23 protein-coding genes are annotated in these 18718 nt (G+C 54.9%); 16 read left to right on the forward strand and 7 right to left on the reverse strand.

The genetic code is table 11. From position 1 onward, the window contains the following. The first annotated feature begins 7 nt into the window (after positions 1-7). The 5 genes from purD to MIM_RS12270 all read left to right on the forward strand — a co-directional run bounded on the left by purD (position 8) and on the right by MIM_RS12270 (position 3514). Complete coding sequence (purD, locus tag MIM_RS12250) at positions 8-1291, forward strand: phosphoribosylamine--glycine ligase (RefSeq protein ID WP_025373048.1); 1284 nt, start codon at positions 8-10, stop codon at positions 1289-1291. Then, positions 1288-1875 carry a nicotinate-nucleotide adenylyltransferase gene (gene nadD, locus MIM_RS12255; RefSeq protein ID WP_025373049.1) on the forward strand — a complete coding sequence of 196 codons (588 nt, stop codon included), beginning with the start codon at positions 1288-1290 and terminating at the stop codon, positions 1873-1875. The genes purD and nadD overlap by 4 nt, the downstream gene beginning before the upstream one ends. A gap of 49 nt (positions 1876-1924) precedes the next feature. Then, complete coding sequence (gene rsfS, locus MIM_RS12260) at positions 1925-2332, forward strand: ribosome silencing factor (protein ID WP_025373050.1); 408 nt, start codon at positions 1925-1927, stop codon at positions 2330-2332. An 8-nt stretch (positions 2333-2340) separates the two neighbouring features. Continuing rightward, positions 2341-2811, forward strand: a complete 471-nt coding sequence (rlmH, locus tag MIM_RS12265; RefSeq protein WP_025373051.1) for a 23S rRNA (pseudouridine(1915)-N(3))-methyltransferase RlmH — start codon at positions 2341-2343, stop codon at positions 2809-2811. A gap of 91 nt (positions 2812-2902) precedes the next feature. Then, entirely contained in the window at positions 2903-3514 is a 612-nt protein-coding gene (locus tag MIM_RS12270; RefSeq protein ID WP_042071386.1) for a Maf family protein, read from the forward strand. Here the strand turns inward: MIM_RS12270 and maiA are convergent. From maiA to MIM_RS12285, 3 genes are read right to left on the reverse strand one after another with little or no spacing between them, the layout of a single operon-like run. After that, positions 3496-4140 carry a maleylacetoacetate isomerase gene (maiA, locus tag MIM_RS12275; protein WP_025373053.1) on the reverse strand — a complete coding sequence of 215 codons (645 nt, stop codon included), beginning with the start codon at positions 4138-4140 and terminating at the stop codon, positions 3496-3498. The genes MIM_RS12270 and maiA overlap by 19 nt on opposite strands. Before the next feature lie 5 nt (positions 4141-4145). Continuing rightward, positions 4146-5099 carry a 4-hydroxy-3-methylbut-2-enyl diphosphate reductase gene (gene ispH, locus MIM_RS12280; RefSeq protein ID WP_025373054.1) on the reverse strand — a complete coding sequence of 318 codons (954 nt, stop codon included), beginning with the start codon at positions 5097-5099 and terminating at the stop codon, positions 4146-4148. Then, positions 5099-5554: an FKBP-type peptidyl-prolyl cis-trans isomerase gene (locus MIM_RS12285; protein ID WP_042070274.1), complete on the reverse strand. Its 456-nt coding sequence runs from the start codon at positions 5552-5554 to the stop codon at positions 5099-5101. Before MIM_RS12285 ends, ispH begins: the two co-directional genes overlap by 1 nt. Positions 5555-5623: 69 nt before the next feature. Between MIM_RS12285 and radC the strand changes: the two genes are divergently transcribed. From radC to rpmG, 11 genes are all read left to right on the forward strand, one after another. Beyond that, on the forward strand, positions 5624-6349 hold the full coding sequence (radC, locus tag MIM_RS12290; RefSeq protein WP_025373056.1) for a RadC family protein: 726 nt from the start codon (positions 5624-5626) through the stop codon (positions 6347-6349). 101 nt (positions 6350-6450) lie between these two features. After that, complete coding sequence (kynB, locus tag MIM_RS12295; protein WP_042070276.1) at positions 6451-7083, forward strand: arylformamidase; 633 nt, start codon at positions 6451-6453, stop codon at positions 7081-7083. A gap of 50 nt (positions 7084-7133) precedes the next feature. After that, the gene (gene kynU / locus MIM_RS12300) at positions 7134-8390 is read left to right on the forward strand and encodes a kynureninase (protein WP_025373058.1); all 1257 of its coding nucleotides are present in this window, start codon (positions 7134-7136) and stop codon (positions 8388-8390) included. A 170-nt stretch (positions 8391-8560) separates the two neighbouring features. Further along, entirely contained in the window at positions 8561-9415 is an 855-nt protein-coding gene (kynA, locus tag MIM_RS12305; protein ID WP_025373059.1) for a tryptophan 2,3-dioxygenase, read from the forward strand. Between the two features lie 384 nt (positions 9416-9799). Next, a complete protein-coding gene (locus MIM_RS12310) occupies positions 9800-10057 on the forward strand; it encodes a hypothetical protein (protein ID WP_407638161.1) in 258 nt (85 codons plus the stop codon). 351 nt (positions 10058-10408) lie between these two features. Then, the gene (locus tag MIM_RS12315) at positions 10409-10675 is read left to right on the forward strand and encodes a type B 50S ribosomal protein L31 (RefSeq protein WP_025373061.1); all 267 of its coding nucleotides are present in this window, start codon (positions 10409-10411) and stop codon (positions 10673-10675) included. Positions 10676-11133: 458 nt separating this feature from the next. After that, on the forward strand, positions 11134-12876 hold the full coding sequence (locus MIM_RS12320; protein WP_042070278.1) for an ArnT family glycosyltransferase: 1743 nt from the start codon (positions 11134-11136) through the stop codon (positions 12874-12876). Between the two features lie 6 nt (positions 12877-12882). Beyond that, positions 12883-14280, forward strand: a complete 1398-nt coding sequence (locus MIM_RS12325; RefSeq protein ID WP_025373063.1) for an MATE family efflux transporter — start codon at positions 12883-12885, stop codon at positions 14278-14280. Beyond that, positions 14264-15502, forward strand: coding sequence for a multidrug effflux MFS transporter (locus MIM_RS12330; RefSeq protein WP_144084641.1), 1239 nt, complete (start codon positions 14264-14266; stop codon positions 15500-15502). Before MIM_RS12325 ends, MIM_RS12330 begins: the two co-directional genes overlap by 17 nt. A gap of 350 nt (positions 15503-15852) precedes the next feature. Beyond that, positions 15853-16089 carry a 50S ribosomal protein L28 gene (gene rpmB / locus MIM_RS12335; RefSeq protein WP_025373065.1) on the forward strand — a complete coding sequence of 79 codons (237 nt, stop codon included), beginning with the start codon at positions 15853-15855 and terminating at the stop codon, positions 16087-16089. Between the two features lie 36 nt (positions 16090-16125). Then, the gene (gene rpmG / locus MIM_RS12340; protein WP_014750397.1) at positions 16126-16293 is read left to right on the forward strand and encodes a 50S ribosomal protein L33; all 168 of its coding nucleotides are present in this window, start codon (positions 16126-16128) and stop codon (positions 16291-16293) included. 140 nt (positions 16294-16433) lie between these two features. Here rpmG and MIM_RS12345 read toward each other — a convergent pair whose 3' ends face one another. The 4 genes from MIM_RS12345 to MIM_RS12355 all read right to left on the reverse strand — a co-directional run bounded on the left by MIM_RS12345 (position 16434) and on the right by MIM_RS12355 (position 18715). Then, the gene (locus MIM_RS12345; RefSeq protein WP_025373066.1) at positions 16434-16892 is read right to left on the reverse strand and encodes a GyrI-like domain-containing protein; all 459 of its coding nucleotides are present in this window, start codon (positions 16890-16892) and stop codon (positions 16434-16436) included. Between the two features lie 12 nt (positions 16893-16904). Continuing rightward, positions 16905-17273: a hypothetical protein gene (locus MIM_RS23430; protein ID WP_222836889.1), complete on the reverse strand. Its 369-nt coding sequence runs from the start codon at positions 17271-17273 to the stop codon at positions 16905-16907. A gap of 104 nt (positions 17274-17377) precedes the next feature. After that, positions 17378-17518: an SAP domain-containing protein gene (locus MIM_RS23435; RefSeq protein ID WP_222836890.1), complete on the reverse strand. Its 141-nt coding sequence runs from the start codon at positions 17516-17518 to the stop codon at positions 17378-17380. A gap of 297 nt (positions 17519-17815) precedes the next feature. Next, a complete protein-coding gene (locus MIM_RS12355) occupies positions 17816-18715 on the reverse strand; it encodes a LysR substrate-binding domain-containing protein (RefSeq protein ID WP_025373068.1) in 900 nt (299 codons plus the stop codon). Between the last annotated feature and the right edge of the window lie 3 nt (positions 18716-18718).

The following is an 18718-nucleotide window of genomic DNA, read 5'->3' on the forward strand; positions in this document are numbered from 1 at the left end:
ATACCCCATGAAGGCACTTGTTATTGGTAACGGTGGACGCGAACACGCCATCGCCTGGCGACTTGCGCAGTCGCCGCGTATTTCAACTGTATTTGTTGCCCCGGGCAATGGCGGCACCGCCACCGACCCGGCGCTCACCAGCCTGCCCATTTCCGATCTGCAGCAGCTGGCGCAATTTGCGCAGGACGAACAGATCGCGCTGACAGTGGTCGGCCCCGAAGCGCCGCTGGCCGCCGGTGCGGTTGATCTATTCCGCAGCAAGGGTCTGGCCGTATTCGGTCCCACTCAGGCCGCCGCACAGCTGGAAAGCTCCAAGGATTTTGCCAAAGCGTTTATGCTGCGCCATCACATTCCCACAGCCGCCTATGCAACCTTTACAGACCCGCAGGCCGCACATGACTATGTTCGTGAACAAGGCGCTCCTATCGTCGTCAAGGCCGATGGCCTGGCGGCCGGCAAGGGTGTGGTGGTTGCGCTGACCGAAGATGAAGCCCATGCCGCCATCGACAGCATGCTGGGTGACGGCTCCCTGGGGAGCGCCGGCGCTCGGGTCGTGATTGAAGCCTGCCTGGAAGGCGAAGAAGCCAGTTTTATCGTCATGTGCGATGGCAAACACGTCCTGCCCATGGCCAGCAGCCAGGATCACAAGCGCCAGCTGGACGGCGACAAAGGTCCGAATACCGGCGGCATGGGCGCCTACTCGCCCGCACCGATAGTGAGCGAGGTGCTGCATCAGCGCATCATGGATGAAGTGATCTGGCCTACCATCAAGGGCATGGCCAGTGACGGGATTGAATATACCGGCTTTCTGTATGCAGGCGTGATGATTGGCGATGGCCCCGATGCGACCCGTCCCATCAAGGTGCTGGAATTTAACTGCCGCATGGGCGATCCCGAAACGCAACCCATCATGATGCGCATCCGTAACGATTTTTCCGAAGTCGTGGAACACGCTATTGCAGGTACGCTGGATCAGGCCAGAATCGACTGGGATCCGCGCACCGCCCTGGGTGTCGTCATGGCATCGCATAATTATCCTGGCACACCCCGCACGGGCGACGCCATCACCAGCATTCCCGATGCCACTGATGAGTGCGTCACCTTTCACGCGGGTACCCGCGTGCAGGAAGGCGTGCTGCAAACCTCTGGCGGTCGCGTCCTGTGCGTGACCGCACTGGGTAGCACACCAGCAGCGGCACGCGAGATTGCCTATGCCGCCCTTGAGAAAATTCGCTTTGACGGCAGCCAGTATCGCAAGGACATTGGCTGGCGCGCCCTGAAACCGGCATGAAAAAAATCGGACTTCTGGGCGGCAGCTTCAACCCGGTCCATCTGGCTCACCTGGCCATGGCCAGGACAGCCTTGCGTGCGCTGAATCTGGACGAAGTGCAGCTGATTCCTGCCGGCAACCCCTGGCAGAAACAGCCGCTACAGATCAGCGGCGCGCAGCGGCTGGAAATGCTCGCGCTGGCGATTGCCGATGAACCGGGAATCGTGGTCAACGATATCGAAATCAATCGGGAAGGCGCCACCTACACCATTGATACGCTGCGCAGCCTGCCGCGCGATGCGAAATACTACTGGCTATTGGGCACCGATCAGCTCAATAATTTCTGCACCTGGCAGAACTGGCAGGAGATCACAGACTACGTCACACTGACCGTCGCCTGGCGCACCGGCCATCCCCTGCACATCCCGCCAGAACTGGATGCGCTGCTGCGGCGCGATGGCAAGGGTCTGATCACCCTGCCGTTTAAAGCCATGGACGTATCCTCCACTGAAATCCGCTCACGGATCAGCCAGGGACAGGATGCCTCCGAATTTGTTCCCGCGCCCGTTCTGGATTACATTAATACTCACGGACTCTACCAATAGCAGATTGCCTTGCTGCCCCTAGCCCGCAAACCGGAAAATTTTATTACCTATGAATATACAAAAACTGCAACGTCTGGTCATTGATGCACTGGAGGACGTCAAAGCCCAGGACATCCGGGTATTCAACACCAGCCATCTGACCAGCCTGTTTGACCGGGTCGTGATCGCCAGCGGTACATCCAACCGCCAGACGCGCGCCCTGGCCAGCAGTGTTGTTAATGCAGCCCGTGCCCACAAAATACCCATTATCGCGCTGGAAGGCGAAGAATCCGGCGAGTGGGTGCTGGTGGACATTGGCGATGTTGTAATCCATTGCATGCAACCGGCCATTCGCCAATACTACAATCTGGAAGCAGTATGGGGCGACAAGCCGGTGCGCGTCCGTCTGCTGGATCAGTCCAAAGGTCCTGCCATGCAGGGTTTTGCCGGCGCCGATGACGACAACATGGAAGAATAAAACGCCCCATGAAGCTCATTGTCATCGCTGTCGGCAACAAAATGCCCGATTGGGTATCCACCGCATGGAAAGACTATGTGAAACGGATGCCTGCCGACTGCACGATCGAGCTGCGGGAAATTAAGCCCGAGCCCAGAACCTCGGGCAAAACCGCCGCACAAATGATGGAAGCAGAAGGCCGCCGCATTCAGACGGCACTGCCTGCCGACAGCCTGGTCATTGCCCTGGACGAACATGGCCGCGACCTCACCACCATGGACCTGTCGCAACAGCTGGCCGGCTGGCGCGACCATAGCCAGGATGTCGCCTTTCTGATCGGCGGCCCCGACGGGCTGGATGCAGACCTTAAAAAGCGCAGTGCCAGCCTTATCCGCCTGTCATCGCTCACGCTGCCGCACCCGATGGTACGCATCGTGCTGGCCGAACAGCTGTATCGTGCCTGGGCCATTCTTACCAATCATCCCTATCACCGCGCCTGACCGCCGCGTTACCCGGATCGCCAATTCATTTATGACTGCTTTGAACCATACCGCCAGGAACAGCGCAACTGATCTGGCAGCATCGCTGCCCATGACGCAGGTGCAAACGCAAGCCATTTTTCTGGCATCGGCCAGCCCGCGTCGCCATCAATTGCTTACTCAAATGGGCATTGTTCACGACGTGCTTCAGGTGCCTGCGCCGCCAGGCGAAGATGAGCCCTTGCTGCCCGGGGAGCATCCTGCCAGTTATGTTAAACGCACCGCCAGAGAGAAGGCCGAACGCGCCGTAGCGCATCTGCATGCCTGCGATCTGCCGCCCCGCCCCATCCTGACCGCTGATACAACCGTGATGATGGGATCACAACTTCTGGGAAAAGCGCATACCGACAATGACGTGCGCCAGGCGCTGTCCGCCCTGTCGGGACAAACGCATGAGGTACACACCGCTATCGTGCTGGCCTGGCGGGATCGCCTGTACGAAGACGTCTCCATCACAAATGTGATAATGAAACCGCTCACCACAGACGATATCGAGTGGTATGTGCGTTCGGGTGAAGGTATCGGTAAAGCCGGCGCCTACGGTATACAGGGCCTGGCGTCTGCCTTTGTGGCATCCATCAGCGGCAGCTACAGCGGCGTCATGGGACTACCGCTATTTGAAACCTGCCGGCTGCTGGGGCGTGCCTATTCTGCGTCGGACTGATTGGCCGGCGCCGCATTGATGAATGCCTCATCCTTATTGCAGGCGGCATCGATACGGACAATCGTAGGATACGGGTTCATATCCAGGTTAAAGCGATGCGCATTGGCCACCTGCGGCACCAGGCAAAAATCGGCCATGGTCGGCGTATCGCCATGGCAATAAATGCCGGTATCGGTTGACGACGCCAGCATTTTTTCGAGTGAATCAAAACCCTCACGGATCCAGTGCAGGTACCACTCGTTTTTCACTTCGTCGGACACCCCCAGCTCGCGCTTGAGATACTTGAGCACACGCAGGTTATTCAGCGGGTGAATGTCACATGCAATAAATTGCGCCAGTGAACGCACGCGCGCCCTGCCCGCCTGCGTTGCCGGAAGAATGGGAATCTGCGGATAAGCCTCTTCAAGGTATTCCATGATGGCAATGGATTGGCCTATGCTCACGTTCTGATCGATAAACGTGGGCACCAGGGCTGTCGGATTCAGCTCACGGTACGTCTGCGCCAATTGCTGGCCGCCGTCACGAATAAGGTGCACGGGCACTGATTCGTATCCCAGTTGCTTAACGTTCAGCGCAATTCTGACCCGATAGGCCGCCGAACTTCTGAAATACCCGTATAGCTTCATCTGCATTATCTCCCTGCCTGTTGTTTGCGGGACAGTTCCTTCGGTAAGGGGAACGTCACGTTCTCTTTTGTTCCATCCATTCTGCGCACTGAAATAGCGCCCAGTTCCTTCAGCCGTTCCACCACCTCCTGAACCAGCACTTCAGGTGCCGAGGCGCCGGCAGTAATGCCTATTTTTCCGGCTCCCTGCAGCCATTCGGGCTGGATAGCCTGGGCATTATCGATCAGATAGGCTGCGCAATTGAGCCGTTCGGCCACTTCGCGCAAGCGATTCGAATTCGAACTATTGACGCTACCCACCACGAAAAATACATCACACTCCGGAGCCAGTACCTTGACCGCATCCTGACGGTTCTGCGTCGCGTAGCAAATATCGCTTTTCTTGGGTTCAACAATACCCGGAAATTTTGCCCTGAGCGCATCGGCAACCCGCTTTGCGTCATCAATAGAGAGCGTGGTCTGGGTGACAAACGCCGTATTTTCAGGATTGTCCACCTCCAGCGCGGCCACGTCTTCCGGGGTTTCCACCAAATGCATGCGACCCACCGCCTGCCCAAGCGTTCCTTCTACTTCCGGATGTCCCTTGTGACCAATCATGACGATCTCAAGGCCTGCGGCGTGCATTTTTGCGACCTCAATATGGACCTTCGTTACCAGCGGACAGGTGGCGTCGAAAATACGCAGATCGCGCAATTGTGCTTCGGCGCGCACCGCACGCGACACGCCATGCGCGGAAAAGACCACAATGGCGCCGGCCGGTGCCTGATCCAGTTCGTCAATAAAAATCGCGCCCTTGTCGCGCAGATTTTCAACCACAAATTTGTTATGCACAATTTCATGACGAACATAAATGGGCGCACCATGCAACTCCAGCGCCCGCTCCACAATATCGATGGCGCGGTCAACCCCGGCGCAAAAGCCCCGTGGTTCAGCCAGAATGACTTCACTGTCTTGAGTCATTACAACACTCCGAGCAACTTGACGTCGATACGTAAATCGACGCCTGCCAGTGGATGATTGAAATCAAAGAGCGCAGTATCGTTTTCCCATTCGCGGAAAACACCCGAATAACGTCCGCCATTGGGCGCCGTAAATTCGACCATATCGCCCCGCTCAAATTGGGCGTCGGGGCCGGCATCGCGGTCCAGCATCTGGCGGGTCACCCGCTGCAACAGCTCCGGATTGCGATCGCCATAAGCCTGCTGCGCAGGCAAATCGTAACTGAAGGACTCCCCTTCGGCGTGGCCGATCAGGGGCGTTTCCATGGAAGGAGACCACTGCCCGGTGCTCAATTGCAGTGTGCCAGGCTTACCGGTAAAGGTGTCGATAAAAACCGAACCGGCACCTGGACCGGACATGAGCGTAATACGATAGTGCAGGGTCAGGTAAGATTCAGCATGGACAATTGGATTCATGGGCTGGGCATTCGCGGTCAAAATCTGTCACCGTAGGGCGTTTTGTGTAAAACCTTATTTTAGCTGACAATGAACACCTGCACCGCCATTTACCCTGATTCTGCCAAGGACACCGCCCTATCTGCCGCGTCCACACCCGACCGCACCCTGCGCCCACGTGAAAAACTGCTGGCCCAGGGGCCGGCTGCCCTATCCAATGCCGAGCTGCTGGCGATTTTGCTGCGCACCGGCTCTGCCCAGTTAAGTATCATGCAGTTTTCCCAATATGTACTGGAGCAGGCGGGCGGCCCGCGTAATCTGCTCCTGAGCAATTACCAGTCCCTGAGAAAAATAAAAGGGCTGGGCGATGCCAAAATCTGCTCGTTTCTGGCTGCGGTTGAGTTTGCGCGGCGCCATATGCAGGACACCATGCAGTATCACACTGTACTGGACCGTCCGACGGTGGTGCGCGATTTCTGCATCAGCCTGCTATCGCATGAAGTAGTAGAAAAATGCCTGTTACTGCTGGTGAACACGCGCCACCAGCTGATCCACTACGAAGAAGCCTCGCGCGGCACACTGAATCAGACTGCGGTCTATCCCCGCGAAATAGCCGCCACCGCACTGCGTCATCATGCCTGGGGCGTGATTCTGGCACACAACCATCCATCAGGGCTGGCAGAACCCAGCCTGGCCGATATTCAGCTCACTCAACAATTGCGGCGCGGCCTGGCCCTGCTGGACATCCGTCTGATAGACCACATCATCGTCGCCGGCGGAGGCGCCATCTCGCTGGCCGAGCGGGGCAAGCTCTAGGCAATGACAACTGCTATACTGGATCATCTGCCTGATACGCCAGCGTGTTCTGGCGATTGCAGTATATTTGCCTTATCCGTAGACCCAGCAGGCCTGACATCATGAGTAAGCAACAGATATGGGATATTTCGGCGCCCGTAGACGCGCAGTCGCCGGTATTCCCGGGAGATACGCCCTACACCCAGAAATGGAGCTGGACGCTGTCCGCCGACTGTCCCGTCAACGTCAGTGAAATTAGCCTAAGCCCCCATGTCGGCACCCATGCCGACGCGCCCCTGCATTACGACAGCCAGGGCAGCGCCGTGGGCGAATTGTCGCTCACACCCTTTATCGGCCCCTGCCGCGTCCTGCATATTCTGCGCCAGGATGGCCTGATCTATCCTGACGATATGGCAAATACCATGGCCGGCTGCCCGCCCCGGCTGCTGGTGCGCAGTTGCCAGCAGGCGCGTACCCGAGAATGGTCACCCGCCTTTGCCAGCTTTGCACCGGAGACGCTGGATGTGCTGCATCAGCAAGGTATTATTCTGATCGGCATTGACACGCCCAGCATTGACCCGGCCGCCAGCAAATCACTCGACAGCCATCAGCGGATCCGCCGCTACGACATGCGCGTGCTGGAAAACCTGGTGCTGGACCAGGTCCCTGCAGGCGACTATGAACTGATCGCACTCCCGCTCAAATGGACCCGCGCCGACGCCAGCCCGGTAAGAGCTATATTGCGCTCGCTATAATTGCAAACGTCATTATCATTATTTGCGTTTGCCATCTATCTGGAACAACAATGACCAACCGCGCTTTCTACGAAAACCTTGACGCGATCGATCCACTTAATTCATTGCGCAACGAATTTTACCTGCCGCCTGATACGATTTACCTGGACGGAAACTCATTGGGTGTGATGCCTCTGGCTGCGCATATTCGTATCAAAAACGCCGTGCTGCAGGAATGGGCCGATGACCTGATTGCCAGCTGGAACAAGGCTGACTGGATCAATCTGCCCATGCGAGTGGGCAACAAGATAGCGCCGCTGATCGGTGCCGGACAGGATGAAACCGTAGTGTGCGATTCCACCTCCGTGAATCTGTACAAAGTGCTATATAGCGCTATTCAGATTGCGCGCAAGCGCCACCCCAAGCGACGTAAAATCGTTAGCGAAAAAACCAACTTCCCGACTGATCTTTATATTGCGCAAAGTCTGTGCGCGCAATTTGACATGACACTGGAACTGGTCGAGAGTGAAGCCATCGAATCGGCCATTGATGATGAGCTGGCGGTATTATTGCTCACGCACGTGAACTATCGCAGTGGCGCGATTCACGATATGGCGCAGATCACCAGCCTGGCACAAGCCCGCGACGCGCTGGTGATCTGGGACCTGTGCCACTCTGCAGGATCCATTCCGGTGGATTTGACCGCCGCACAGGCTGATTTTGCAGTAGGCTGCACCTATAAATTTCTCAATGGCGGCCCGGGCTCGCCCGCCTTTGTCTGGGTTCATCCGCATCATGTCGATGCGATCACACAACCGCTGACCGGCTGGATGGGACATGCAACCCCGTTTACATTCGATACACAATACCAGCCCGCCACCGGCATCCGCAGCTATCTTGGTGGCACCCCGCCGGTGCTGGCCCTGTCCGCGCTCGATGGCAGCCTGGAGGTTTTTCAGAAAGCAGAGTCGTTTGGCGGCATGCAGGCCATCTACAAAAAGGCGCAGACACTCACCAGCCTATTTATTCAGCTGGCCGAAAAAGAATGTGCCGACTATGGATTGACGCTGGTATCGCCACGCGATCCGGAACGCCGCGCCAGCCAGGTCAGCCTGTCCCATCCAGAAGGCGCCTATGCCATTATTCAGGCACTCATTGCCCGGGGCGTGGTTGGTGACTATCGTGAGCCCGGTATACTGCGCTTCGGCTTTACGCCGCTTTATGTGCGTTATATTGACGTGTGGGATACCGTCATGCATTTGAAATCAGTACTGCAGGACCAAACCTGGCGATCTGACGCTTTTTCGGCCAGACGGACCGTTACCTGAGCGATTGCGCACAGCAGACAGAATCGCCATGCTGGATCAATCACCGTTGCGATCCTGCCTGTCGTACGCAAATAGCCACCCGTATCGCCTGCAAAGAGTTGTCCCTGCGGATGAGGACAGGCCCTGGCCCAACGAGCCAGCCTGCCCCATCCGCATAAAGGAATTGGAGTATGCACGAACCGACCACCCCCACTTCTGCTGACGCTATGGCCAGTGAAAACGCCAAGCTGGATTTTTCGCGCGATATGAGCTACGGCGATTACCTGCATCTGGATGAGCTGCTGAGCGCACAGCACCCGCTGTCGCCCGAGCACAATGAGATGCTGTTCATCATCCAGCACCAGACCAGCGAGCTGTGGATCAAGCTGATGCTGCATGAACTGAATGCGGCCATTGGCAACCTGCGCAATGATCAGCTAAACCCCGCATTTAAAATGCTGGCGCGGGTCGGGCGCATCATGGAACAACTGGTACATGCCTGGGATGTGCTCGCCACCATGACACCGCCCGAATACACGGCACTACGTCCATGGCTGGCCGCCTCCAGCGGCTTTCAAAGCTTTCAGTATCGACAAATCGAGTTTTTGCTGGGCAACAAAAACGCCGCCATGCTCCGGCCCCATGAGCACCACCCGGACCGTTACGCACAGGTATTGCAGGCTTATGAGCAGCCATCGCTTTATGACGAAGCATTGCAGTTACTGGCCCGGCGCGGCATAGCCGTCCCGCAGGATCATCTGGAACGGGACTGGACCCAGCCCTATTCTGCCAGTGACGGTGTGATGCAAGCCTGGCTACAGGTATACCGGGAGCCAGAGCTGCATTGGGACCTGTACCAATTGGGCGAAAAACTGACTGACATCGAAGACGCCTTCCGTCTGTGGCGCTTTCGTCATGTCACTACGGTAGAGCGTATTATCGGCTTTAAACGCGGTACCGGCGGCACGTCTGGCGTGAATTACTTGCGTAAAATGCTGGATGTCGTGCTGTTTCCGGAAATATGGACATTACGCACGCATCTTTGATTGGTACTTATCTTTGATTGGTACTTATCTTTGATTGGTACCTATCTTTGGTTCGTACCCATCTGTGATTCGTACCTATCTTTGATTTGTACCCATTTATGATGCACAGTCGTTTAAGCCGCCAGTCGCTTAACCCACCGGTCATCCCGCCGTAACGACGCCGACCGAACGGCGTACCCGGCCGGCATGATCGTTACGCTACAGACCATGCCCCGCGTCACGAACAATGTGCGCGGCCAACATTGTCATGATTGTGACAGTGTTTTTCCGCTATTTTTTCTACAGTGCTCATTGTGCGCTTTTGCCATCAGTCCCGGAGGTCCCATGCGCTGCGATGTCCACTTTATTTTCAATCCCACCCAGACCCTGCAGGTCCAGCTCAATATGGAACTCACCACCGCACTTGCCGCAACATCGCAGCAATGGCTGGTTGAAAAATGGGAAGAACTCGAATGCGAGCCATTGCGCCCGAGCGGCAAGGTGCTAGTACTTGACCGGATTCTGGGGGTCACCGATGCCATGGGCTACGAGTTTTTACGGACCCATCCCGAACAGCGTGAATTGCTGGCGCGCCATTGCGTCAACGCACTGAGCTCACCCAATATCACGGTTGATTTGCCGGGGTTAGTTGTAAATGCCTGAAGCGCGGACGTAACGAGTAACTGAGCACCGGTTCGCTGTCCGACAAACGGCGCCCATGGTCTGACAACTGTCCGGGCAACCGGCCGAACACCCGTCAACGTGACCACCAACGGCAGATTGGCGCAACACTTTGAGCACGACCCGCTCCCTCTGAACCGGCAGACAAACGCCTTCCAATTCGTAAAAAAGCATGTTTTCATGTGGTTTTTTCAACAAAAACGTTATGTATTCAATGACTTCTGTGCTAGAATGCCAGATTAAATTTTTGGATACGTTGCTTTTTGCACCTGTCATGTCTGTTTTGACCTGCTGCACAAGGCTGGCGACCCGTCAAACCCTCAGGACTTAATCATGAAAGATAGTATTCACCCAGAATACCGCGAAGTCGTATTTCTGGACCAGCAAACTGGTTCAAAAATCATCAGCCGCTCTACGCTGACTTCACGCGAAACCATCGAACTGGATGGCAAAACCTACCCGCTTTTCAAATGTGAAGTGACTGCAGAGTCCCATCCTTTCTACACCGGTGCGCAAACACGTATCGTTGAAACAGGTCGCGTTGAAAAATTCCGCGCCCGTTTCGCCTCTACAGCCGGCACACGCAAAAAAGCGTCTTAAGCAGCAATTTCGCTTACCTGGCGCATCTGGCTATTGGGCCAAACGCATCGGCCAGCTTACATTGGGCATAAACTGAACAGCACATGGCGCTCAGTTTATGCCCAATGTGCTTTTTTGCCCCCCTCCGCTGTCTGCCTTTCCCCAGTACGTTGCCCGCCTTTCCTTAGTATTGCCTGTCTTTCCTTAGTATTGCCCGCCTTTCCTTAGTATTTACTGCTACTGCTTGCCGTGGCACTGAGTACGCCCTGCCTGCAAATACTCCCCAGCCCGTACCCCATCGCATTCACTGCCGGTTAACCGTTCACAAAATCAACCTGTGCCCGCTGGCTGCGTTAAGCGAAGCACAGTGACATCATTTTGTTTGCCCGGGCAGAAAACAAAACCAGCCACAAGGTTTTTAGCCCGGCATTTTCAGCTAAAATGCGGGAAATCCATAGTTGTACTTCCAATACTCATACATGCAACGCACAACGCCCTCGCGCCTTACCGAAATCGCCACCCGCAAACTTTCCCGTACAGCCTTGCTGGTCGTTGGCGTGCTGTATATTTTTGCCGGGCTGTTTTACCGCGATCCCTGGAAAACAGATGACCTGACCGGGCTTGCCACCATGCTTACCGCCTTTCGCGGACAGGAGCATGCCTGGCTGCTGCCGCAAATTGGCAATTACGCCTACGCCCAGGAAGGCCCGCTTCTGACCTGGATCGGCACCCTGTTCATTGAGCTCTTCAGCCCTGTCTTCATGCTGTTTCAGGCACCGCTGGAGGCGCAGATTACCGCCGCCCGCCTACCCATCTTTATTTACTTCTTCGTGATCATCTGGGCAACCTGGTATGCCACCTATCTGCTGGCAAGGCGCAAGGAGTGTCAGCCGCTGGCACTGCCATTTGGCGGCGAGCCCAACCCGCAGGATTATGGCCGGATGATTGCCGACGCAGCGGTGCTGTTTATTATCGCGACCATTGGCATCGTGATCCGCATGCACGAAACCTCCAATTTCCCGCTGATCATGATGTGTCAGGCAGTGGCTTTCTACGGCATGGTGCGGATGCTCGATCATCCCATCCAGGGCAGTACCCTGGCCGGTCTCGGTTTGGGCGCCGCCTTTCTGACGCGCGGCGCTATCGGCGGCGTTCCCGTATTGCTTGCCTTGCTGGGGCTATTATTTTTCCGCAATTTCGGCCGCAGGCAGAAAATCTGGCTGCTGTGGAGTGTTGCTTTGGCGGCCGCCTGCTGCCTGATCTGGCTGAACGCGGCCAACAATACCAACAGTTACTGGACCAATAGTTACCTTTTCTGGAACAACTCGCTGTTCAGCCTCCCCTCCCCAAGAGAGATCTTTTCCACACTGCGCGATCTGTCGTGGTTTTTGTGGCCCACCTGGCCATTTATGATCATTGCCTTGTGGAACTGGCGCAAATGGATGGACGCCCCGCACATTTTCATTCCTGCGTTATTGCTCGGCGCTGCGGTCGTGACGGTTGTCTTTCAGCAGGACGCGTTCGAATCAGAATATGCCATGCTCGCTCTGCCTTGCGCCATTCTTGCAGCCCTTTCCCTGCCAACGCTGCGCCGTTCGTTCGTCAATACACTGGACTGGTTTTCGATCATGATTATGTCACTTGCCATGATCGCTACCTGGCTGGGATGGATCGCACTCAATTTTGGCTGGCCCTCGAAAATCAATCACAATATCACGCGCCTGTTAACCGGCTTTGAACCTCAGATTTCGGCCATTGCACTGGTGCTGGCCGTTGGCGTATGTACGGCCTGGTTCTGGACGGTTTCCTGGCGCCTGCGTAGCAATCCCGCCGTCATCTGGCGCGGCATCGTACTGTCTGCTACTGGCCTGACGCTCACCTGGATGCTGCTGGCACTGTTGTGGCTGCCATCCATCAACTACAACCGTAGCTATAAAGCGGTGTCCGATGAACTGGCCACGGTCATTCAGGAAAAGAATGTTCCGGTCGATTGCATTCGCCAGCATGGCATTGGTTTAGGGCAACGTGCGGCCTTCTATGTCTTTGAAGGGCTGCAGTTTTCCTTCGACGCCCGCTGTCAGTATGTGTTGGTGCAAACAACGTTCGAAAAAATAGAAAGCGAAGCAGATCCTTACCCGGATAATGCCACCCTGGTCTGGCAGGGGAAACGCCGGCCCGATCGACACGAAGTCTTTCGCCTGATTCAACTACCCGCCAAATAGCCAACCATGTCCCCTCGCCCCTCCCAGACGGCCCATCACGGGTCCGTCCGCAAGATTGTGCGCCTGGCATGGCCGATGCTGATCAGCCAGTGGGCAGGGATTGCTTTCGCCGTACTGGACAGCACGATGCTTGGGCACACAAACCCCACATCGCTGCAGGCCATGGCGCTCTCGGTATCCATCTTCATGACGATTCATATCGGACTAATGGGGATTATTCATGCATTGGTACCCATTTGTGCGCAGCTGTTCGGAGCCCGGCGGCCCACCGAAATCGGCCGTTTTATCGGCCAGGGAATCTGGCTTTCGCTGTTTCTATCGGCACTGGGCGGCTCCCTGCTCCTGTTTCCAGACGTGTGGCTTAGCTTCTCGGGCGATTTGCCTCTGCAGGTTCGCCAGGAAGTCACTCTGTACCTGCGCATTTGCTGTCTTGCGCTACCGGCCACGCTGATGTTCCGCTGCGTCTATGCCCTTGCGACGTCAGTACAGCGCCCGCGCCTGCTGATGTACGTGAGTCTGGCTTCCGTATTGCTCAAACTGGTCTTTAACTGGCTGCTTATTTTCGGGCATGCCGGCCTGCCTGCGCTGGGCAGCACCGGCGCGGCCACCTCAACCGCCATGGTGTCCTGGATCGCTCTCGTGGTGGGCGTGATCGCCGTCCTGCGCGACCCGTTTTATCGGCAATTTCAGCTCAGACTGGGCAAACCTGCCTGGTCTGCGCAAAAAGAAATCCTGCAACTGGGCCTGCCGATGGGTGGCTCTTACCTGGCCGAAGTCAGCTCGTTTACGTTTATGGCACTACTGGCAGCGCGGGAGGGGACGATTGTTTCCGGCGGCCACCAGATCCTGGCCAACCTGGTGTCGCTCCTGTATATGTTTCCCCTGGCCATTGGCATTGCGACATCATCGCTGGTTGCCCAATCGCTGGGCGCACAGCAGCCCGGACAGGCACGGCACCTGGCACGCATGGGCATCAGACTGGGCCTGACCGGCGTTGCGCTGAGCCTGGTGGTCGTTATGGCAGCCAGGCCGCAGATCCTCCAGATATATACCTCGGACCCGGCCATCGCTGCGATGGCCTATGCACTGCTAACAATACTTCCCCTATTACACACCAGCGATGCGTTACAATGCATGCTCTCCTATATATTGCGGGCGCACAAAATTGCAACGATGCCATTTGTGATCCAGACCGGATCGCTCTTTGGTATTGGTCTTCTGGGAGGGTGGTATTTCGGCTTCGGCCCGGGCTATCGCCAGCTGGATGGCCTGGCTGCTGTACTTACACCGGGCGCACCACCAGGCGTCGCATCACTCTGGATCATGTGCAGTTTCAGTATGCTGCTCTGCGCCATAACACTTGCCATTTGGTACTGGAAATCAGTCAATGTCCAAAAACGATAGCGTGCACAGCACAAAGTCAAAATCGATCGATAAAAAAGTACCTTTGTGGTTGTGGCTTTTGGGGTTATTGACTGCCATCGGCCCGCTCACCATTGACATGTATCTGCCGTCTTTTCCATCAATCTCGGCAGATTTGCAAGTTCCGCAAAGCCGGGTTGAACTCACGGTGTCCACCTATTTGCTTGGCCTGGCTTTATCACAATTGTTTTACGGCCCGATAGCCGACCGCTACGGACGCAAAAAGCCCTTGCTGGGCGGCCTGGCAATTTACATGCTGGCCACTATCGGCTGTGCGCTGGCAAGCAGCGTGGAATATCTGCTGTTTTTCCGCTGTATTCAGGCCTGTGGCGCTGCGGCTGCCATGGTCATTCCGCGTGCGGTGATCCGCGACCAGCTCAACACCCGCGATTCAGCCATGGCCATGTCCATGATGATGCTGATCATGGGCGTAGCACCGATCCTGGCACCGCTAATGGGCGGCTATCTGTCCCCGATCACCGGCTGGCGCGGTCTGTTTGCCGTGATGCTGTTCTACAGTGCCATTATGTTCGTGCTGGCGATTTTCCGGCTCAGGGAAACCATGCCGGCAGAAAAGGCGGTGCCTTTGCATTTGGGCACCATTGGCAGAAACTATGCCGGGCTGCTGCGCGATCGCAATTACATGGGCTTCTCACTGGCCGGCGGTATCGGCATGTCCGGCCTGTTTGCCTATATCTCGGTATCGCCCACTGTTTTTATCAATATGTATGGGGTGCCACAGCAGCATTTCGGCCTGTTTTTCGGCCTGAATGCCTTCGGCCTGATCGTTGGCTCCCAGATCAGCGCCCGTCTGCTGCGCATCCACTCTCCCCTGGGCATTTTACGGACCGCCCTCACCTGCGGATGCCTGAGCATTCTGATCGGTCTGGGCCTGTCCCTGGCGGGCATGCTTAACCTGACGCTGCTTACACTCACACTGCTGGGCTTTACCACCAGCCTGGGATTCATTTTGCCTAATGCCACCGCCTTGGCGCTCAAGGATCAGGGGCATCGACTGGGCGTTGCCTCTGCGTTGATGGGCTGCCTGCAGTTTCTATTTGGCACACTCAGCAGCAGTATTGTCAGCAGCAGCCTGGACCGTACTGCCGCGCCGCTTTTCGTCGGTCTGGCCATTTGCAGCGTGCTGGCACTGCTTTGCGGCAACGTGCTGGCAAGGCCCGCCGATCGCTCTTTTGGCGGCTGACCCGGGCCAACCGGGCCAACGGACGCCCAATAGCCGTCCAATAGGCGCCCGAACATAGGCTAAAACGCCACGATTTAACAATAAATGCTTGAATTTATTTCGTTTTTCATCTTATAATCTAAGGCTAACTCTGAAAAAACCGCCTGGCGTGGCTTAACTAGCTAAAGATCTTCATTAAGTGGGTCTTCAGCACATGAGTCTTTAAGACTAAAAATAAGCTGTCAGGCAAGCTGTTTTCAGAGTCGCATTTTTTCAGTTTCTGCCAGAATGATTCATTGTGCAGCAGAAACCTCCACAGAAGGCTGGCCTGGGCCAAAAATCAGGTCTTCAAACTTAACGAGGTCACGATCATGGCAAAAGTATGCCAAGTCACCGGCAAACGCCCAATGTCCGGTAATAATGTTTCACACGCAAACAATAGAACAAAACGCCGTTTCCTGCCTAACCTGCAGAGCCGTCGTTTCTGGGTTGAAAGCGAAAACCGCTGGGTTCGTCTGCGCGTTTCTACAAACGCCCTGCGCACAATCGACAAGAAAGGCATTGATGTCGTTCTTGCTGAAATGCGCGCCAACGGCCAAAGCGTTTAATTCATTCCTACTAACGATTAACTCCAGGAGCCCATCATGGCAAAAGGCATTCGCGAAAAAATCAAGCTGGAATCCACAGCTGGTACTGGTCACTTCTACACAACGACCAAAAACAAACGCAACACTCCAGAAAAAATGCTGATCAAAAAATTTGATCCGGTTGCGCGCAAACACGTAGATTACAAAGAAACAAAACTGAAGTAATCACGGCGATATCCAATATCGCCCGGTGGTCGGCTGTAAATATAACAGACCGGTAACTTAAAACACCCCAAAAGTTGAATACGCTTTTGGGGTGTTTTCATTATGAGCTGCGATGACACGAACCGGCACGATCATTTGAGCTAGGCTATCCCTATGAACAACGCTATCTTTCCGTCCTGATGATACACCTCATAGTCCGTCTTCCAGCTTCGTTGGTACAAGCAGTCCGGGCTTTCAAAATACTGCCACACTTGCTGCCATAATTGCAAAACAGGATTGCCCTCGCCCGCCAGGCCGGAAAAAACGATATACCGGCCGGCTAATAATTTGACCCTATCAAACCCGTGCTCTGATCGAACGTTATCATCTTCATAATCTCTAACCGCCACAGTCACATCAAACCGCCCACTTGCATCCGATTCGTAATTAGAATAAACACCATAGACAACATCGCCTGACAATCGCCCAGGATAAATTTCCTGATAAAAGTGCTGCCAAAGTGGCATGATTTTCGCGGTTGCTGCATCCATCTCATCAGCATTTTTCGTGCGCGTAGATATCCCCACCAAAGATAACGTCGGGCATTCGACAATTCTCATCTTACAATTCCTTTATTTAGTCGATTCGACCTTGGCATTTTTATACGCCTGATAGGTTTTTGGTAACGAACTGGCTTTGAGCTCATACCAGGCCTTCAAAGCGTCATTCTTTCCGCTTCCCCGGTTTTCGTTGTCAGAAAGGTAATCAGTGATAAAGTTATTCATTCGTGCAGAAGGAATTTGGGGGAGCCGTCCGGACCTCTTTTTGAGCTCCGCCAGATGGGCGACCAAAATCACCATAAGTAATCGCCTTCCCATCAAGGATGCATTGTTTACGCCAGCTGTTGAGCCAGTACCATTGACCGGATTTGTCTGCGAGCGCGCCAAACCGCTGCTCGACAGTCGCTTGTAAAAATGCTTTGGTTTTTTTATCACTAACATAATTAACTACAAGGCTATCCAGCGTAAGTGCATCACGCGCCGCATTATTTTTTCTGTTAGCAACAGCGATCGGCAGCTTTCCGGAATAGCCAAATAAATGTGCCTTAATATGCAGTTCGAGTTCGTTCTTTTTTTAGATTATTTGCAGAAATGCCTAAGATTTTCGCGAATGCCTTGAGCTCAGTAGCATAAAAATAACCACCATCAAACTCTTCCTGAGTCATTCCCTGATACAGCTTGCTCACATCTTCTCCAACACTCTACCAACCGGGTGCAGCAATAAGCTTGTCGTGGTTATTCTCAGCCAGTATTAACGTTGCAGTTCGATCTTAAAATAATCGACTCCTCGTCGGGTGAACGACGTAATACCACATTTCCTGGTCACAGGTTACACCCCCGTCTAACCACGCTCATCCGAGAATATTTTATTTTTATTGCAAAACAATGAAATGTCAACTTGGTCGATTTGATTTCACCTTTTACCCGTTTGCATTACGCTCAACAACGTCGAGGTTCGATCAACAGCCAGCCGCTTTTACCAGTTAAAAAACCTGCCGCTCGGAAGACTTCACCGAATCCAGAAAGCTGCGCATCAGCCTGCCCTGGTAGCGTGACCGGTGATAAATAATCGACAGTTGTCGTGTCAGATTCAAAAACGGCGTAGGCAGCAATGCCAGCCGGCCGGAACTGACCGCGTGGGTGACCGCCACTTGCGGTAAAAATGCAATGCCCAGTCCCGCAATCACCGCCTGCTTAATCGCCTCGATCTGGCCCAGCTCCATCACCACTTTGGCTTGTGGCAATTTATCCAGCTCTACATCACTGACCGCCCGCGTAGCTGACCCGCGCTCACGCAGAATCCAGCGCGCATCCATAAAATCCGATGGCTGCAGATTGGCGATGCCCGCCAGTGGATGATCCGGCCGGGCACATACACACAGGGAATCATCCATCCAGCGCACCGACTCGATGGCCTCATGATGCACCGCGCCTTCGACGCAGGCCACATCGATGCTGTGATCAACGATTTGCCGGACTATTTCATCTGTATTTGCGACATTCAAATAAACCGTCACTCTATCGTTGTTGAGTACAAAACTGCTCAACAGATCACCCACCCGGTAGTTACCAACGGTATTACTGGCGCCAATCCGAAACTCGCCTGTTAATACATCTGCCTGATCCTCGGCACGCTGGCCGAACTCGATCATTCGTTCAATGATTTCCTGAGCCATGGGCAAGAGTCGTCTGCCCTTTTCATTCAGATACAGCCGACCTTTGTCGCGATCAAACAACGGACCACTCAGCTGCTTTTCGAGCTCAGCCAGGGCCATACTGGCGGCCGGCTGGGTCAGATGCAAAGAATCGGCGGCGGCTTTGACGCTGCCCAAACGTGCGATGCTGATAAACACATCAAGCTGCTTTGGACTGAATGAAGCCATCAA

The organism is Advenella mimigardefordensis DPN7 (assembly GCF_000521505.1).
GTDB lineage: Bacteria > Pseudomonadota > Gammaproteobacteria > Burkholderiales > Burkholderiaceae_B > Advenella > Advenella mimigardefordensis.

Coding starts and splice junctions, on each gene's coding strand:
- purD (WP_025373048.1), top strand. CDS start 8: ATGAAGGCACTTGTTATTGGTAACGGTGGACGCGAACACGCCATCGCC.
- nadD (WP_025373049.1), top strand. CDS start 1,288: ATGAAAAAAATCGGACTTCTGGGCGGCAGCTTCAACCCGGTCCATCTG.
- rsfS (WP_025373050.1), top strand. CDS start 1,925: ATGAATATACAAAAACTGCAACGTCTGGTCATTGATGCACTGGAGGAC.
- rlmH (WP_025373051.1), top strand. CDS start 2,341: ATGAAGCTCATTGTCATCGCTGTCGGCAACAAAATGCCCGATTGGGTA.
- MIM_RS12270 (WP_042071386.1), top strand. CDS start 2,903: ATGACGCAGGTGCAAACGCAAGCCATTTTTCTGGCATCGGCCAGCCCG.
- maiA (WP_025373053.1), bottom strand. CDS start 4,140: ATGAAGCTATACGGGTATTTCAGAAGTTCGGCGGCCTATCGGGTCAGA.
- ispH (WP_025373054.1), bottom strand. CDS start 5,099: ATGACTCAAGACAGTGAAGTCATTCTGGCTGAACCACGGGGCTTTTGC.
- MIM_RS12285 (WP_042070274.1), bottom strand. CDS start 5,554: ATGAATCCAATTGTCCATGCTGAATCTTACCTGACCCTGCACTATCGT.
- radC (WP_025373056.1), top strand. CDS start 5,624: ATGAACACCTGCACCGCCATTTACCCTGATTCTGCCAAGGACACCGCC.
- kynB (WP_042070276.1), top strand. CDS start 6,451: ATGAGTAAGCAACAGATATGGGATATTTCGGCGCCCGTAGACGCGCAG.
- kynU (WP_025373058.1), top strand. CDS start 7,134: ATGACCAACCGCGCTTTCTACGAAAACCTTGACGCGATCGATCCACTT.
- kynA (WP_025373059.1), top strand. CDS start 8,561: ATGCACGAACCGACCACCCCCACTTCTGCTGACGCTATGGCCAGTGAA.
- MIM_RS12310 (WP_407638161.1), top strand. CDS start 9,800: ATGGAACTCACCACCGCACTTGCCGCAACATCGCAGCAATGGCTGGTT.
- MIM_RS12315 (WP_025373061.1), top strand. CDS start 10,409: ATGAAAGATAGTATTCACCCAGAATACCGCGAAGTCGTATTTCTGGAC.
- MIM_RS12320 (WP_042070278.1), top strand. CDS start 11,134: ATGCAACGCACAACGCCCTCGCGCCTTACCGAAATCGCCACCCGCAAA.
- MIM_RS12325 (WP_025373063.1), top strand. CDS start 12,883: ATGTCCCCTCGCCCCTCCCAGACGGCCCATCACGGGTCCGTCCGCAAG.
- MIM_RS12330 (WP_144084641.1), top strand. CDS start 14,264: ATGTCCAAAAACGATAGCGTGCACAGCACAAAGTCAAAATCGATCGAT.
- rpmB (WP_025373065.1), top strand. CDS start 15,853: ATGGCAAAAGTATGCCAAGTCACCGGCAAACGCCCAATGTCCGGTAAT.
- rpmG (WP_014750397.1), top strand. CDS start 16,126: ATGGCAAAAGGCATTCGCGAAAAAATCAAGCTGGAATCCACAGCTGGT.
- MIM_RS12345 (WP_025373066.1), bottom strand. CDS start 16,892: ATGAGAATTGTCGAATGCCCGACGTTATCTTTGGTGGGGATATCTACG.
- MIM_RS23430 (WP_222836889.1), bottom strand. CDS start 17,273: ATGTTAGTGATAAAAAAACCAAAGCATTTTTACAAGCGACTGTCGAGC.
- MIM_RS12355 (WP_025373068.1), bottom strand. CDS start 18,715: ATGGCTTCATTCAGTCCAAAGCAGCTTGATGTGTTTATCAGCATCGCA.